Below are 15,004 nucleotides of genomic sequence, written 5' to 3'. Positions count from 1 at the left end.
TGTGATGTGTGGATCAGAGTGACTGGGGGACTGGAGTTTCGAAGTCGGCATGTTGCCGCAGGAACTGCGCGTTGAAGCGCAGTCGTTCGTGGACGGGCCGGGAATCGCTGAAGTCTTCGACGGACACCCACCCGCGGTAGCCGGCTTCGGTGAGGAGGCGGAGAACCCGGGGGATGTCGGCGACGCCGTCGTCCATCGGCGACCACCGGTGGGTCCATACCCCGCCGCCTGCCGGCCTGACGTAGTGAGCGTTCTTGACGTGGACGTGGGAGAGGTGGTCGCCGAGAATCTGCAGGGCCATGCGATGGTCTTCGTACCCTTCCACCACGAGATTTCCGACGTCGTAGATCACTCCTACTCGATCGGGCGGCAAGTGGCCGACGAGTTGATGCGCGAGCGAGACACTGGGGCAGATCGAGCGTTGGTGGATCTCGAGGAGCGCCCGGACCCCGTAGTGCCCGGCCAGGGTAGACACGTGGTCGAAGAACTCCCGCGCTTCCGCGAACAGTCGGTGAAACCCGCGGTCATCCATCCACGGGGCGCGCAACCGGATGCTCGGCACCGAATTCGCTCGCGCGAACCGCATCATCTCCTCGACCCCCGCAACGTCGCCGGAGTCGATGTACGGGCTGAGCGCGACGACCTCCAAGTCCGCAGCACGTGTCCGCGTGCAGATGTCCGCGACGGACCGGCTGTCGGGAGCGACGGTACAGCGATTGTTGGTGAGGAAATGCGGGTGGCCGGAAGAACCGATGTCACTCGCGACGCGCCATTCGATGCCTGCGTAGCCCGCCGCTGCCGCCGCATCGATCGCTTCGGGCGGAACCAGGGAAGGTAGGCAAGCTGAGTAGACCCCGAGCTTCATCGGTCTCCTTGAGTGTGAGCGGCATCTGAGGGTGACTCGCCCTCGGCTTCGTTCCATTAGAGACCGCCCTCACAGGGATTGTCCAAGCCCTGTTGAGCACACCAGCTATACGCAGTAGGCATAACCGGTGTCGTATCCTGGTCGAACGCCTGCAGTGGAGGAAACCGACCGTGGAGTTTCGCCATCTTCATTACTTCTTGGCTATAGCCGAAGAAGGATCGTTCAACCGCGCTGCGGAGCGGTTGCGGATTTCTCAACCGTCCCTCAGCCGGCAGGTGCAGGCGCTGGAGAGGGAACTCGGCCAGGCGTTGTTCGACAGAACGGCACGTGGCGCCACTCCGACTGTCGCGGGCGAGGCACTCCTCCAGCACGCACGACAACTGCTGGCGCTCGAGGCTGCAACCCAGGAAGTGGTGTCCGGCGCGACCGAGATCCGGGAAGTCGTCACGATCGGCGTCCCACCGGGTACGTCCAGCGAATGGCTCGTGAGCATGGTCGGCCGCCTCGACGACGAGGTGCCCGGATGCGCGCTACAACTCGTCGAGGCGAACAGCACGAACCAACTGCGGATGCTCCGGGAAGGGCGACTCGACCTGTGCATGGTGCACCAATCACCGCCCAGTGATTGCTCGTCGTGGAAACTCCGCGAAGAGCCGTTCGGGCTCGCCGTTCGCCCCGGCCACACCCTGGCGTCTGCAGAATCCTGCTCGCTGCGGGATCTCGATGGGCTCCGGGTGCTCGTCCATTCCCGCGACCAGGTTCCCACGCAGCAGGACGGGTTGATCGGCGCGGCGGTGGAGGCCGGTATCCGGCCGTACTGGCAGTTCGCGCAGTTCGTCGAGCACGCGCTCGCCGGTGCGGCTGCCGCGAAGGCGGACGCTGTGCTGGTGAGCCGGTACACGGCGGAGAAACAGATGCCGGGGTGGCCCTGGCGCCCGCTGACCGAGCTGCCGCTGGCAATGACGACGTGGCTGGTGTGTCAGCGGCACACGAGGGCGGTGGTCGGCGACGTGACGACAGCCATCATGTCCTGAAATGCAGGCCCGCCGCGGCGTCGTACGCCGCCACGACCCGCTTCGGGGCGGTGAGACGCCACGCCTCCTCGACGAGTTCGGCCAGTTCTTCGGCGTCGACTCGGTCGAGGACGACGTCGATCCAGCCCCACCGCCCGAAGAACGGTGCGACCAGGAAGACGTCGGGATCCTCCTGCAGCAGGGCCGCCTGCGTTTCCTTCGTCGCTTTGAGGCAGACGGTGGGGGCGCCGTAACCGACGAGACCGAACATCTTCTTGCGGACGCGGAACGTCGGCTGGTCGCCCCAGTTGGCGATCACCACCTCGTGCGCCTCCGGCAACGCCAGCATCATCGCGCGCACGTCGTCTTCGGTGGGCATCACAGCTCCTGGGCAGCGGGTCGGTGGTCCGGGACCTTTATATCCCGGATCACCGACAGCCCGGACCGTGGTGGGCGCGGAGACGCGATGGTCCGAGGCAGGCGGGCACTCCGTCGTCGAATCGTAGAGTGACTCCCGAACACGTAGGCGCTGTGAACAGGAGTGAACCCATGACCAGTGAAGAACCCGGGAAGCGGAGTCCGGCCGTCGAGGCGGGGCTGACGGTGCGGCGTGAGGTGATGGGCCCCGACTTCGTCGAGCGGGCACTCACTCGCACGGCGGGGACCGACAGCGAACAGCTGCAGGAGTTCGTCACCGAGCACGTCTGGGACGCCGTGTGGAACCGGCCGGGGCTGGACCGGCGCAGCCGCAGCCTCCTCAACCTCGGCATGCTCATCGCGCTGCGTGCGCACGGTGAACTGAAGGGCCACGTGCGGGGTGCACTGCGAAACGGTCTGACCCGCACCGAGATCGTCGAGGCGGTGATCCACGCGAGCGCCTACTGCGGCGCCCCCGCCGGGTTGTCGGCGATGGCGGTGGTGCAGGAGGCGCTCGACGCGGAACTGGGACCGCTGGAAACCGAAGACTGACGCCGCGGTAAGCGAATCAGCCCGTGACGCCGGTGATCTCGTTCGGGGTCTCCGGCAGGTCGGCCTGCCCGGATACGGTCCAGGTGTCGAGGTCGATCGTGTGGATCTTCTTGTTCGCGGGGTCGGTCACGTAGGCGGTGTGGTCCTGCACGTACAGCGCGGGCCGCGGCGACTGCCACTTGTCCGGCTCCGTCCACGGATCGAGGACGTCGACGGTGCGGCTGACCGCCTTGCTGTTCGGGTCGATCACGTGCACGGCGCCGTCGGTGCCGAGGACGAGGGCCTCACCGTGCGGGGCTCGACCGAGCGAGCGGAACGTGTAGCTGGTGCCCAGGTCGACGAGGGTGAGTTGTCCGGTGGCGGTGTCGGTGAGCGAGACCCGTTCGGGGCGTTCGAGTTCGGCGTCGGGATCGGTCTTGTAGTCGCCCAGGATCATCGGTGAATCCTCGTCGCCGGCCTGGTTTCCGATGCGCCCGTAGGGGTCCGGGCTGGTGACCTTGGTGATGACGCCGCCCCGGTAGATCAGCAGGCCGTTCTGGCATCCCACGACCACCGTCTCGCCGGCGGCGACGGCCTCACCGTGCACACCGGGGCAGTCCTCGTTGCGCGCGATCTCCTTGCGGTCGCGGTCGAGTACGACGATGCCGGTGCGTTCGTCCTCGTTGCCGACGGTGGTGAGCAGGCTGCCGTCGGAGAGTTCCACGGCCACTCCGTGATGCGCCTCCGGCGTCGTGAACTCGGTGGTGTCGGGTGTGCCTTCGGAGAGTCCGGCCGGATCGAACACGCGCACCAGTCCGGTGCCGTCGTCGAACAACACGGTCTTGCCGTCGTGCCGGACCACGTGTCCGGGCGTCTTCGCCTCGAACGCGACGTCGGTGAGGGCGGGTTCGGCGGTGTCGAGGGCGGTGAAACTGTTTCCGGTGCTGACCAGCACGTGCCGGTCGTCGCCTGCGGGGTTGAGCCGGGTGAATCCGTCCACCTCGGCCGAACCGACCACGTCGAGGCTCTGCGCGTCGAGAACCAGCACGCCGCCGTCGTAGCTCAGTGCCAGCCGCGGTGTGGCCGAGTCGGTGGTGGTCGCTTCGGCCGTGCCGGAGTCGGTGGAGCAGGACGTGAGCAGTGTCGCCGAGAGTGCCACGGCGGCAACGGCGGTGGGGAGAGGTCTACGCGTAAGGGTCACCCAGGAGAATTAACTCTTATTGCAAACGGTTGTCAAAGTCGGAAGTGTGCATGTGTGAATGCATCGCTATTTCAACCCCTCCGCGATCGCCAGGGAGTTCGAATCCATCATCTCGATGTACGTGCCCGCGCCCGAGCCGTTTTCGCCCAGTGATTCCGTGAACAGCGAGACGACGTCGACGGGAACACCGGCCTCCGAGGCCAAGACCTGCGCGAGCCGATCGGGCTGGGAGGAGTCGACGAAGATCGCGGGAACCCGCGACGCGGTGATCGTCGCGGCGAGGTCCGAGAGGTCCGACGCGCTGGGCGACGCCAGGGTGGTCCCGCTGGGAATCACCGCCCCCACGGTGACGAAGCCGAAACGTTCGGCCAGATAACCGAAGACGTGATGATTGGTCACCAGCTTTCGCCGGTCTGCGGGGACGGCCGCGAATCTGTCCGTCATCCGGGCGGTGAGTTCTTCGAGTTGCCGGGCGTAGCTGTCCGAGTTCTGGCGGACGGCCCCCGCGTCGATCTCCGGCACGTGGTCGATCACCGCGTCGCGGATCAGTGCAACGGCCTCGCGTACCCGGTCCGGGTCGGTCCAGATGTGCGGATCCAGGGTGCCCGTGGACTTTCCGGAACGGTACTCGATCGGCCGCACGGCCTCACCGACCTGCAGGATCGGAACTCCCTCGGAGTGTGCAGTGTCGACGGTCTTGCCGATTCCCTCCTCGAGTCCGAGACCGTTCGACACGAGGAGGTCGGCGCGCTCCACCCGCGCGGCGTCCGACGCGGAGATCTCGAACGAATGGGGATCGGCGCCTCTCGGCATCAGCACCATCACGTCGGCCTCGTCGCCGACGACGTTCTGCACCACATCACCCAGAATGTTCGTGGTCACGACCACGACCGGTCCGTCGGAGGCGCCCGGGGAACACGCCGTCACGGACAGCGCCGCGAGCGCGGCCAGCAGGGTCAGCGGCAGCAGGCGCCGCATCCCGGTCACAGCCCCACCACGCCGAGGGTGGACGCGGCGACTCCGACGTCGAGAGTCCGCGCCACCCGCGCGTCGTCCCGGAAGTCGATCTCGGTCACCGTCTTCGATGCGGGATCCGAGACGTATGCGCGGGTGCCGCCGACGACGACGGCAGGCAGCGTTGCGGACTCGTCGCTCCCGTCGTAAGGGGCGGCCAGCACGTGCGAGGACGCGGTCTCCGCGCCGGTCGTCGTGTCGTACACGCGGAAGGTGCCGTCCGCGAGGACCGCGAACACGGAGCGACCGTCGCCCGCCAGTGCGACGCTCAGCGCGCGATCCGGCGTCCGGACGTGCGTCCACCCGCGGGTGCGGGCATCGAAGACCAGCACCCCGTCGTTGGTGGCAGCGGGTCCGGCGGCGGCGACATGGATCGGCAGGCCGTCGTGTCCGCGGAACGACGTGGGTCGGGTGGCGGCGCCGATGCCTGCCGGGTACGGAACCTTCTCCGACGTCCACGCCCCGGCGGCGGTGGTCGCGAGGAACAGTCCGTCGTCGCACGCGGCCAGCACGTTCGTGTCGGACACCGCCGTGCCGTGCATGTTCGGGCAGGCGGTGTCGAAGCTCTGCTCGACCTCCCCGTGCGCGGTGTGGACCTCGAACGTGCCGGGGCGGGAATCGCTTCCGTCCGCGGCCGAGTGCGACACCACGAAACCATCGGCGATCGGCAGGGCGACGCCGTGGTGCGGTGCGTCGGCGTCCACGACGGCCCCGACGTCGATGCTGTCCTTGCGGAGGGCGGCGAAATCGATCACGCGGGCGAGTCCGTCGCCGTCGAAGAACGTCGCCACCTTGTCGTCGCCTTCGATCACGTGCGCAGGCTTGCCACCCTCGAGGGCGCCGAGTTCGACCGGCGGTTTGGTGTACGAGTGGGTGTGGTCACCGTGATCGATGGTCCAGGAACCGGCGTCCACGACATGCACCGCGCCGCCGGCGCCGTCCACGGCGAACGCGTAGCGGTCCTTCACCGTCGTCACCCGCGCCGGATTGTCGAACTCGAACGAATGGAGTCTCTCTGCCGTAGCGAGGTCGAACACGTCCACCCGGCCGGAGTCGGCGTCCGACACGACGAGCCGGGGTTCGGGCCCGTCGACCTCGGTGGATCCGGCCTCGGCGGCAAGGTCGCTACCCGGTTGACTCCGGCCGTCGGGGGACGCGGCCTCCTCCTGTGGAGATGCGCAGGCTCCGAGGGCCAGCGCGGCGACCGCGGCAATTGCTGCGCGGGCGAGGGTGGTGTTCGGCATTCATGGTCTCCATCTATCGAACGGGTATCGGGGTTGGCCGAAAGGCAGGCCGAAGTCGTCGCGCCGCCGACCGGGCGAGGGCTGCGACGAAGAACTGGAGCACGGCGATTCCGGCGATCGTCGCGCCCGCAGCGGTGTCGGCATTCCACGACACGATCAGCCCGGCGAATGTGGCGGACCAGCCGAGGAGCACGGCAATCGCCATCGTCGCGCCGATCGACCTGCCGAACAGTGCTGCGGTGGCGGACGGGGCGACGAGGAGACCGAACACGAGGAGGGTGCCGACGATGCGGAACGACGCGACCACCGCGAGGACCACCAGAGCGAGCAGTGCGAGGTGCGCCCACCGTGGTTGCAGGCCCAGGGTGTGGGCCTTGCGTTCGTCGAAGACGAGGGTGACGAACGGGCGGTACGCGATCACCGAGACGATCCCGGCGACCGCGGCCGCCGCCGCGAGCCAGATCAGGTCTCCCGGTGTCGCCGACAGGACGTCACCGAACAGGAAGGCTGTGAGATCGACCGCGAACGACCTTGCACGCGAGACGATCACGACACCCAGCGCGAGCATGCCGACGAACAGCAGGCCGATCCCGGTGTCCTCGGACAGTCGCGAGTTCTTCGACACCCAGGCGACGCCGAGGATCATGACGACCGCACTCGCGGCCGCGCCGACGAGGAGATTCGCGCCGGCGAGATAGGCGACGGCCACGCCGGGCAGCATGCCGTGCGAGATGGCCTCGCTCATGAAGGCCATGCCGCGCAACACGACCCACGTGCCCACCAGCCCGCAGAGCACGGACACCAGCATTCCCGCGAAGAGCGCACGCCGGACGAAGGACACCATCAGGGGGTCGAGTAGCCACTGCACTCTGCTAATCTAACGATAATGATTGTCGTAAGCGAAATCGAGGTTCGGTACGGCCAGACCCCGGCGTTGAACGGTGTGAGCGCCCGGCTCGGGCCGGGTACGGTCACGGCCGTCGTGGGGCACAACGGTTCGGGGAAGTCGACGCTCCTGCAGTGCCTGGCCGGCATCGCGCGACCGACGGCGGGACGGATCGACGGCACGAAGGGGTTGGGCACGGCATATGTGCCGCAACGCAATGCGGTGAGCGATCAGCTACCGCTGACCGTGCGCGAGGTGGCGGCCATGGGAGCCTGGCGCCGGCGTGGCTTGTGGCGACGGCTCACCCCCGGCGACCGGGAGGCCGTCGACGAGGCGCTGGGCAGGCTCGGTCTCGCAGACCTCGGCCGGCGGCGGATCGGCACACTGTCGGGCGGCCAGCGTCAACGTGCCCTGCTCGCGCAGGCGCTCGTGCAACGCGGCGACCTGTTACTCCTCGACGAGCCGACCACCGGTCTCGACGCGGAAGCCCGCGCGGTGATCGGCGACGTCGTCGGCGAAGAGGCCGCGCGCGGTGCGACCGTCGTCGTGGCCACGCACGAATCCTGCGACGCGGAACGCGCCGACCAGGTGCTGACCCTGTCGTCGGGGGTGCAGCTCACCCCACTTCGACGATGACCAGTTTGTTGCCGTCCGGGTCACGGAAGTAGAACATGGGCGGCACGTAGTCGCCCATCCGCAGCACCTCCGCGTCCACGTCGACGCCGTTCGCCGACAGGGTCGCATGGTCGGCGTCGGCGTCCGAGGTGGTGAGGCGGATGCCCGTCTCGACGCCCGCGGGGACGCCGTCGCGTGCGGGCACGAGCGCGATCGACGTCGCCGATCCCGGTGGCGCCACCTCCACCCACCGCTGTCCGGGACTGAACTCCGCATCCATGCGGCGTTCGAAACCGAGTGCGCCCAAATAGAATTCGAGCGCCCTATCCTGATCGGTCACGGGGACCGCCACCGTGTGCACCCCGTTGATGTGGGTCTTGCCGTCCGCGCTCATGCCGTCCACCTTCTCGTCGGCAGGCATCACGCCTGCGCGAACGCCTTCTCGAGTTCGGCGACGTCGAGTTTGCGCATCTGCAGCATGGCCTGCATGGCGCGCTGCGCCTTCTCGGTGTCCGGGTCGCGCATGAGTTCGTACAGCCGCTCGGGCACCACTTGCCAGGAGACGCCGAAACGGTCCTTGACCCAACCGCATTGGCTTTCCTCACCACCGTCGCCGGTGAGGGCGTCCCAATACCGGTCCACTTCCGCCTGATCCTTGCACAGGATCTCGAAGGAAATGGCCTCGTCGAACGTGAACTGCGGGCCCCCGTTGAGCGCGATGAACGGCTGCCCGTTGATCTCGAAGGACACCGTCAACACCGCCCCCTCCGGACCGGGAGTGTTCGGACCGTAGTGGGTGACCTCCGTGATCCGCGAATTCGGAAACAGCGACGTGTAGAACTTCGCGGCCTCTTCACCTTCGGTGTCGAACCAGAGGCAGGGGGTGATCGGTTTCATGGCGCAGTTCCTCTCGCAGGTCCTCGTCGATTCATCCTCGCCGATATAGACCGCGCCCACGCCCGAAACTCATCGAACGGCTGTCAGGAGTTCAGCGCACCGTCCGGGTGGAGGAGATGGCGATCGCTCCGAACAGCCCTACCAGGGCGAATGCGTAGAAGCCCCACGGAACCGCGTAGCCGGCGCCCAGCAGGACGCCGCCGAGGATCGGACCGCAGATCGCGCCGACCCGGCCCACACCGGCCGACCACCCGAGCGCGGTCGCGCGGATCTGCGGCGGGTGGTTCGCGCTCGTGAACGCGTAGACGAGAACCTGTGCGCTGAACACGAAGCAGCCGGCGAGGAACACCAGGGCGTAGATGCCGAACGACACCTTGACGCTAAGCAGGGCGAGGAACACCGCGGCGCCCGCGAACCAGATGATGGCCGCCGTGCGCGGGCCGATCTTGTTGGCGACGCCGCCCGCGATCAGCAGACCGACCACCGCGCCCGCGTTGAGGATCAGCAGGAACGTCAGCGACGCGCCGAGGTTGTAGCCCGCCTCACGCATGATCGTCGGCAGCCACGTGTTGAGACCGTAGACGAGCAGCAGTCCCATGAACGACGTGACCCAGATGGCGATGCTGTTGCGCAGGAACGGACGCGAGAACAGGGCGCGCACCGGGTTCGCCGAGGCCGCGACGGGAGCGTCGGCGGCGGGTGCAGCCTCCAGCTCCAGGCCGTACTGCTTCGCGACGGCCTCGGCCTCGGCGCGCTTGCCGTGCGCCAGCAGGTACGACGGGGACTCGGGGAGATACCGCAGCATCAGCGGAATCAGGACCACGGCGGGCAGGGCGCCGACGACGAACATCGAACGCCAGCCGAACGGTTCGATCAGCACGATCGCCAGCGCAGCGGTTGCGACGGCACCCACGTGATATCCGGTCATCAGCAGCGTCGACGCGGAACCGCCGCCCTGCCTCTTCGAGAACTCGTTGACCAGGGCCAGCGCCGTCGGCAGTGCGCCGCCGAGTCCGACTCCCGCGAGGAAGCGGAACAGCCCGAAGAAGAACGGATTGGGCGCCATGGCGCAGAGGAGCGTGAGAACGGAGAACGCCGCAACGGCATACAGAAGGGCTCGCCGGCGTCCGATGACGTCGGTCAGCGTCCCGATGACCAGTGCGCCGATGGTCATGCCGACCAGGCCGAATGTCGAGATGAACGTGATCGTTCCAGTGGTCAGACCCCAGTCCTCGTAGTCGAGGAGTGAAGGGATGACGGCACCGAGGACCACCAGGTCGAAGCCGTCGAGCAGCACGGCAACCCAGCACAGGGGCGCGACCCAGAGGGCGGTGGAGGCGCGGGCGGCGCTTCGTTGGGAAGTGGTCATGATGTCCTCGACATTCGGCGGTGATGTGCGCGGGGCGTTCGCGATGCGAACCCTAGTTCTATACGCGGACTTATTGTGTGGCGCGCCATAGTTGCCTGTCAAACATCGGCTACTCCACGCCCCGGCAGGTCAAGAACTGGTAAAGCCTGTGTGGATAATCGATCGGGTACCGAATCGATGAGCCAGGACGGATTGTGAGACCCAACCCCCAGGTGGCTGCGAGCCGTCCGAGCCACGCCGCGGCGCCACCGTCGGCCGTGAACGGTTACCGGTACGACCTCGACGGTCTGCGCGGAATCGCGATCGCGCTGGTCGTGGTCTATCACGTGTGGTTCGGGCGGGTGTCCGGCGGCGTCGACATCTTCCTGGTCCTCTCCGGGTTCTTCTTCACGGGCATGCTCGTGCGACGCGCCGGGGCGGATTCGGGTCCGTCGATTCCCGCCGTCCTGCGGCGCACCGCCCGCCGGCTGCTGCCCGCGCTCGTGGTGGTGTCGGCCGCGACCGCGGTCGTGACGGTGATCCAGCGGCCGTTCACGCAGTGGTCGGGGATTGCGGACCAACTCCTCGCGTCACTGCTGTACGTGCAGAACTGGCAGCTGGCCCGGACGGCGTCCGACTACGCCGCCGCCGACGCGTCGGTCAGTCCGCTGCAGCACCTGTGGTCGATGTCCGTGCAGGGGCAGTTCTACCTGGTCGCCCTCGCGGTGGTGGCGGGGATCGCGTGGACGTGCCGTCGTCGCGGCCGACCGGACCTCCTCCGCCGCGTGCTGGGTGGTGTCCTCGTTCTCGGGTTGGTGGCGTCGTTCGCCTACGCGGCCGTGCTGTCGCAGGACCGGCAGTCGTGGGCGTACTTCGACACGTTCGCGCGACTGTGGGAGCTGCTCGCGGGGGCGTTGCTCGCGCTCGTCGTGCACCGGGTCGCGCTGCCCCGGTGGTCGCGGACCGTCCTCGCGGTGTCGGGCTTCGCCGTGGTCCTCGGATGCGGGTTCCTCGTCGACGGCGCCGCCCTGTTCCCCGGACCGGCGGCCCTGATCCCGGTCGGCGCGGCGGTGGCGCTGATCCTCGCGGGCGCCGGGCGGTCCGAGCAGCCGGGGATCGTGACGATGATGGCGTCGCGGCCGTTCGTCGAACTCGGTGGCCTGGCGTATTCGCTGTACCTGTGGCACTGGCCGATCCTCATCTTCTACCTCACGTGGCGGGAGCGGCCCGCGGTCGGAGCGCTCGGCGGACTCGCGGTGACCCTCGTGTCGCTGGTGCTGGCGTGGCTCACCCAGCGGCTGATCGAAGCGCGGTTCCAGACCGGGTCGGCCCGGCCGAGGCGAGCGCTGACCGCGCTGGTCGCGATCCTCGGCGTCGCCGTGGTCGGGACCGCGTCCGGCTGGCACGTGTATCTGGTCCGCAACCCCGAGACGACCGCCCGGGTCGGTGAGCTGGACCCGTGGCTGTACCCGGGCGCGGCGTCGTTGACCGACGGCGCGTTCGCGCCGCGCACGGACATGCGACCCACCCTGCTCGAGGCGTCGGGAGATCTTCCGCAGCCGACCCTCGACGGCTGCATCTCCGATCTGAGCACCCGCGACGTCGTCACCTGCGTGTACGGCGACCTCACCGCCGACCGGACGATCGCCGTGGTGGGCAGTTCCCACGCCGAGCACTGGGTGCCCGCGCTCGATCGCATCGGGCAACAGCGCGGCATCCGGGTCGAGACGTACCTCAAGATGGGGTGCCCGCTGACCGTCGCGGACGATCCGCTGCTCGCCGGCGAGCCGTATCCCGACTGCGGCGACTGGTCCCGCGACGTCCTCGACCGTCTCCGTGATCACCGACCGGACTGGGTGTTCTCGACGTCCTCGCGTCCCAACGAGGAGGGCGCCGGCGACATCACCCCCGACGACTACGTGGGCCTGTGGGCGCGGCTGGCGGATTTCGGGCTCCCGTTCCTCGGCATCCGCGACACCCCGTGGCTGCACAACGACGGCGTCCCGTATTCGGTCGTCGACTGCCTCGCCGACGGCGGCGACGCCGACAGTTGCGGGATGCGCCGGGACGACGTGCTGGCCCCGGACAACCCCACCCTCGAGGCGGCCCGCGACCTGCCGTCGGTGCATCCGCTCGACCTCACGGACGCCGTGTGTGACGTGGCGATCTGCCGTGCGGTGCAGGGAAACATCCTCGTGTATCACGATTCGCATCACCTCTCGGCGACGTACGTCCGGAGTCTCGTCCCCGAACTCGACCGTCAGATCGGCATGGCCACCCGCTGGTGGTGACCGGGATACTGGCGGCATGTCCGAAGACGACCGCAGCATGCTGGGACGCGCCTTCCTGGTGCTGGGTTCGTTCACCTCGGAGCGCCCTCGGCTGTCGCAGTCGGAGCTGAGCCGGCGCACCGGACTGCCGCTGCCCACGGTGCACCGGCTGTGCCGTCAACTGGTCGGCAACGGCGCCCTCGAACGCGTCGACGACGGGCACTACGAGATCGGGGTGCGGCTGTGGGAGTTGGGTGCGCTCGCGCCCCGCGCCCACGGATTGCGGCAGGTGGCGTTGCCGTACCTCGAGGACCTGTACGAGGCGACGCGTGAGAACGTCCAGCTCGTGGTCCGGGAAGATCTCGAGGCGCTCTACATCGAACGGTTGTCGGCGCGCGGTGCCGTGACCGTCGTCGGGAGGGCCGGCGGCCGGTTGCCGCTGCACGCGTCGAGCGGCGGCCTCGTGCTGTTGGCGTTCGGCGGCAAGGACCTGCTCGACGAGGTCCTCGCGGCGGGCCTCGAACGCTTCACCCCGTCGACCATCACCACCGAACATCGCCTGCGCAGCACCCTCGACGACATCCGCCGAACCGGCTGGGTCACGTGCCGCGAACACCTCAACGTCGGAACGCTGGCCGTGGCCGCACCGGTGTCGCGGTCGACGGGTGAAGTGGTGGCAGCGGTGTCCGTCGTGGTTCCGGCGGAAAAGGATCCCGCGCCCCTGATCCCGGCGGTGCGGGCGGCCGCACGCGGCATTTCCCGCGGCGTCGCGTAGCTCGTCTTTCACTCAGTGAAAGAGGGGGTGTTGCGATCACACGGCGGGCAGCACAGTGACTGGTGTCACGAACTACGCGAGGAGTCTGCTCATGAACACACAGGTCGGGATCGTCGGCGGGGGTCCCGCAGGACTGATGCTGTCCCATCTCCTGCACCTGAAGGGCATCGATTCCGTCGTGCTCGAAAGCCGCACCCGCGAGGAGGTGGAGGGCACGATCCGGGCCGGTGTGCTCGAACAGAACACCGTCGACCTGATGGTCGACACCGGACTCGGCGACCGCGTCAAGCGTGAAGGACTCACCCACCACGGCATCGAACTGCGGTTCGGCGGCCGCGGCCACCGCATCGACTTCGACGAACTGACCGGCGGCCGCGCCGTCACCGTCTACCCGCAGCACGAGGTCCTCAAAGACCTCATCGCCCGGCGTCTCGAAGACGACGGCGACATCCGCTTCGGCGTCTCCGACGTGCAGGTTCTGGACCACACGTCCGACAACCCGAAGATCACCTACCTCGACGCCGACGGCAACGAGCAGACACTCACCTGCGCGCTCGTCGCCGGTTGCGACGGCTCGCGGACCACCACCCGCGGTCTCATCCCCGACACCACCGTGCGCACCGACCACTTCCGCCAGTACCCGTTCGCCTGGTTCGGCATCCTCGCCGAGGCCCCGCCGTCATCCGAGGAACTGATCTACGCCAACCACCCCCGCGGCTTCGCGCTCATCAGCACCCGCACCCCGGAGGTCCAGCGGCACTACCTGCAGGTCGACCCGGACGACTCCGTCGACAACTGGTCCGACGACCGAATCTGGTCGGAACTGCACGCCCGCGTCGACGGCGAAGGCGCGGAGATCAAGGACGGCAAGATCTTCCAGAAGTCGATCCTGCAGTTCCGCAGCTTCGTGTGCGAACCCATGCAGCACGGCAACCTCTTCCTCGCCGGCGACGCCGCCCACACCGTGCCCCCCACCGGCGCGAAGGGCATGAACCTGGCGATCGCCGACGTGTACTTCCTCTCCAAGGCGATGGCCGAATACTTCGCCACCCGCAGCCGGGCCGGGCTCGAGGGATACACCGACAGCGTCCTCCCGCGCGTGTGGCGGACCCAGCACTTCTCCTGGTGGATGTCCTCAATGCTGCACCGACTCCCCGACGACACCGGATTCGGCCACAAGCGGCAGGTCGCCGAACTCGACATGGTCACCCGCTCCGTCGCCGGCCGCACCCTCATCGCCGAAAACTATGTCGGCACCCCGCTGGGTTGACACCCCGTGAGTACTTATTAACGTGGGGCGGTTAATAAGTACTCACGGGTGGCGGAGCCGCAACGAACGGGGCGAACAGCCGCGCGGTGTTCGCCGACGCCGCCGCGGTGTCCTCGGGTGGGTTGGCGATGAAACTCAAGGCGAGCCGGACGATGGCGTGCGCGATGATGTCCGCGTCGTCCGGGGACGAGTTCACCCACGACCGTTGCAGCGTCTGGGCGAGCCGTTCGGCTGCGGGGCGAATGATGATGTTGCTGTCCGTCGTGATCAGGCGCAGCAGATCCTCGGGTGCCTTCCCCTGGTGCAGCGACATCACCAGGGGATCGGCTCCGCTGAGTTCGAAGAACGTCGCATAACCTTCCCGCAGAGCAGTTGTCGCGTCGCCGGGGTTCTCGTACAGAGCGGATTCGATGACGGTGACGAGGCTGTCGGTCAGCCGAAGTGCGTACCCCTCCGCCAGGCCGCGCCGCGAGCGGAACTCTTTGTAGATCGTCTGCCTGCTCAGCCCGGCGGCGACCGCGACGTCGGTCATGGTGATTGTCGGCCAGGGACGTTCGAGCAGCAGTTCCCGGAGCGCATCGAGGGTTGTCTCCCGCATCAGCGACGTCGCGGCCAGCCGGTATCGACTCTGTCGCTCGGTGCGGTCGTCTGCGGACAT

Annotated in this window: 16 protein-coding genes; 6 read left to right on the top strand and 10 right to left on the bottom strand. The window is 68.0% G+C overall.

All coding sequences use genetic code 11. From position 1 onward, the window contains the following. Positions 1-13: 13 nt before the first annotated feature. Entirely contained in the window at positions 14-865 is an 852-nt protein-coding gene (locus ACLIVD_RS31700; protein ID WP_283333690.1) for a sugar phosphate isomerase/epimerase family protein, read from the bottom strand. A 170-nt stretch (positions 866-1,035) separates the two neighbouring features. Between ACLIVD_RS31700 and ACLIVD_RS31695 the strand changes: the two genes are divergently transcribed. Next, positions 1,036-1,899 (top strand): LysR family transcriptional regulator, encoded by an 864-nt coding sequence (locus tag ACLIVD_RS31695; protein WP_283333691.1) that lies wholly within the window; start codon positions 1,036-1,038, stop codon positions 1,897-1,899. Here the strand turns inward: ACLIVD_RS31695 and ACLIVD_RS31690 are convergent. Further along, complete coding sequence (locus tag ACLIVD_RS31690; RefSeq protein WP_283333692.1) at positions 1,889-2,257, bottom strand: MmcQ/YjbR family DNA-binding protein; 369 nt, start codon at positions 2,255-2,257, stop codon at positions 1,889-1,891. The two genes, ACLIVD_RS31695 and ACLIVD_RS31690, sit on opposite strands and share 11 nt — an antisense overlap. 170 nt (positions 2,258-2,427) lie before the next feature. Between ACLIVD_RS31690 and ACLIVD_RS31685 the strand changes: the two genes are divergently transcribed. Then, positions 2,428-2,847, top strand: coding sequence for a carboxymuconolactone decarboxylase family protein (locus ACLIVD_RS31685; RefSeq protein ID WP_283333693.1), 420 nt, complete (start codon positions 2,428-2,430; stop codon positions 2,845-2,847). A 16-nt stretch (positions 2,848-2,863) separates the two neighbouring features. On the opposite strand, the gene aztD is transcribed toward ACLIVD_RS31685, so the two are convergent. The 4 genes from aztD to aztB all read right to left on the bottom strand — a co-directional run bounded on the left by aztD (position 2,864) and on the right by aztB (position 7,153). Then, positions 2,864-4,027, bottom strand: a complete 1,164-nt coding sequence (gene aztD, locus ACLIVD_RS31680; RefSeq protein ID WP_283333694.1) for a zinc metallochaperone AztD — start codon at positions 4,025-4,027, stop codon at positions 2,864-2,866. Between the two features lie 66 nt (positions 4,028-4,093). Further along, positions 4,094-5,005, bottom strand: a complete 912-nt coding sequence (aztC, locus tag ACLIVD_RS31675; protein ID WP_283333931.1) for a zinc ABC transporter substrate-binding protein AztC — start codon at positions 5,003-5,005, stop codon at positions 4,094-4,096. 5 nt (positions 5,006-5,010) lie between these two features. Beyond that, positions 5,011-6,285 (bottom strand): ABC transporter, encoded by a 1,275-nt coding sequence (locus ACLIVD_RS31670; RefSeq protein WP_283333695.1) that lies wholly within the window; start codon positions 6,283-6,285, stop codon positions 5,011-5,013. Positions 6,286-6,298: 13 nt separating this feature from the next. Then, positions 6,299-7,153: a zinc ABC transporter permease AztB gene (aztB, locus tag ACLIVD_RS31665; RefSeq protein WP_283333696.1), complete on the bottom strand. Its 855-nt coding sequence runs from the start codon at positions 7,151-7,153 to the stop codon at positions 6,299-6,301. 18 nt (positions 7,154-7,171) lie between these two features. Here aztB and aztA point away from each other — a divergent pair, with 18 nt between their 5' ends. Continuing rightward, positions 7,172-7,807 carry a zinc ABC transporter ATP-binding protein AztA gene (aztA, locus tag ACLIVD_RS31660; RefSeq protein WP_491931230.1) on the top strand — a complete coding sequence of 212 codons (636 nt, stop codon included), beginning with the start codon at positions 7,172-7,174 and terminating at the stop codon, positions 7,805-7,807. Here the strand turns inward: aztA and ACLIVD_RS31655 are convergent. The 3 genes from ACLIVD_RS31655 to ACLIVD_RS31645 all read right to left on the bottom strand — a co-directional run bounded on the left by ACLIVD_RS31655 (position 7,788) and on the right by ACLIVD_RS31645 (position 10,052). Beyond that, on the bottom strand, positions 7,788-8,180 hold the full coding sequence (locus tag ACLIVD_RS31655; protein ID WP_283333932.1) for a VOC family protein: 393 nt from the start codon (positions 8,178-8,180) through the stop codon (positions 7,788-7,790). The genes aztA and ACLIVD_RS31655 overlap by 20 nt on opposite strands. Positions 8,181-8,206: 26 nt before the next feature. Further along, complete coding sequence (locus tag ACLIVD_RS31650) at positions 8,207-8,683, bottom strand: VOC family protein (protein ID WP_283333698.1); 477 nt, start codon at positions 8,681-8,683, stop codon at positions 8,207-8,209. A gap of 91 nt (positions 8,684-8,774) precedes the next feature. After that, complete coding sequence (locus ACLIVD_RS31645; protein ID WP_283333699.1) at positions 8,775-10,052, bottom strand: MFS transporter; 1,278 nt, start codon at positions 10,050-10,052, stop codon at positions 8,775-8,777. A 194-nt stretch (positions 10,053-10,246) separates the two neighbouring features. Between ACLIVD_RS31645 and ACLIVD_RS31640 the strand changes: the two genes are divergently transcribed. The 3 genes from ACLIVD_RS31640 to ACLIVD_RS31630 all read left to right on the top strand — a co-directional run bounded on the left by ACLIVD_RS31640 (position 10,247) and on the right by ACLIVD_RS31630 (position 14,346). Further along, positions 10,247-12,322, top strand: coding sequence for an acyltransferase family protein (locus ACLIVD_RS31640; RefSeq protein WP_491931229.1), 2,076 nt, complete (start codon positions 10,247-10,249; stop codon positions 12,320-12,322). A gap of 16 nt (positions 12,323-12,338) precedes the next feature. Then, on the top strand, positions 12,339-13,076 hold the full coding sequence (locus tag ACLIVD_RS31635) for an IclR family transcriptional regulator (RefSeq protein ID WP_280780593.1): 738 nt from the start codon (positions 12,339-12,341) through the stop codon (positions 13,074-13,076). Between the two features lie 91 nt (positions 13,077-13,167). Beyond that, on the top strand, positions 13,168-14,346 hold the full coding sequence (locus ACLIVD_RS31630; protein WP_280780592.1) for a 4-hydroxybenzoate 3-monooxygenase: 1,179 nt from the start codon (positions 13,168-13,170) through the stop codon (positions 14,344-14,346). 31 nt (positions 14,347-14,377) lie between these two features. Here the strand turns inward: ACLIVD_RS31630 and ACLIVD_RS31625 are convergent, their stop codons facing one another. Continuing rightward, positions 14,378-15,004 carry a TetR/AcrR family transcriptional regulator gene (locus tag ACLIVD_RS31625; RefSeq protein WP_009475225.1) on the bottom strand — a complete coding sequence of 209 codons (627 nt, stop codon included), beginning with the start codon at positions 15,002-15,004 and terminating at the stop codon, positions 14,378-14,380.

It is taken from the genome of Rhodococcus sp. G6(2025), assembly GCF_058628105.1.
The sequence above is the reverse complement of the archived record's forward strand: the minus strand, read 5'-3'. Positions and strand labels throughout refer to the sequence as shown.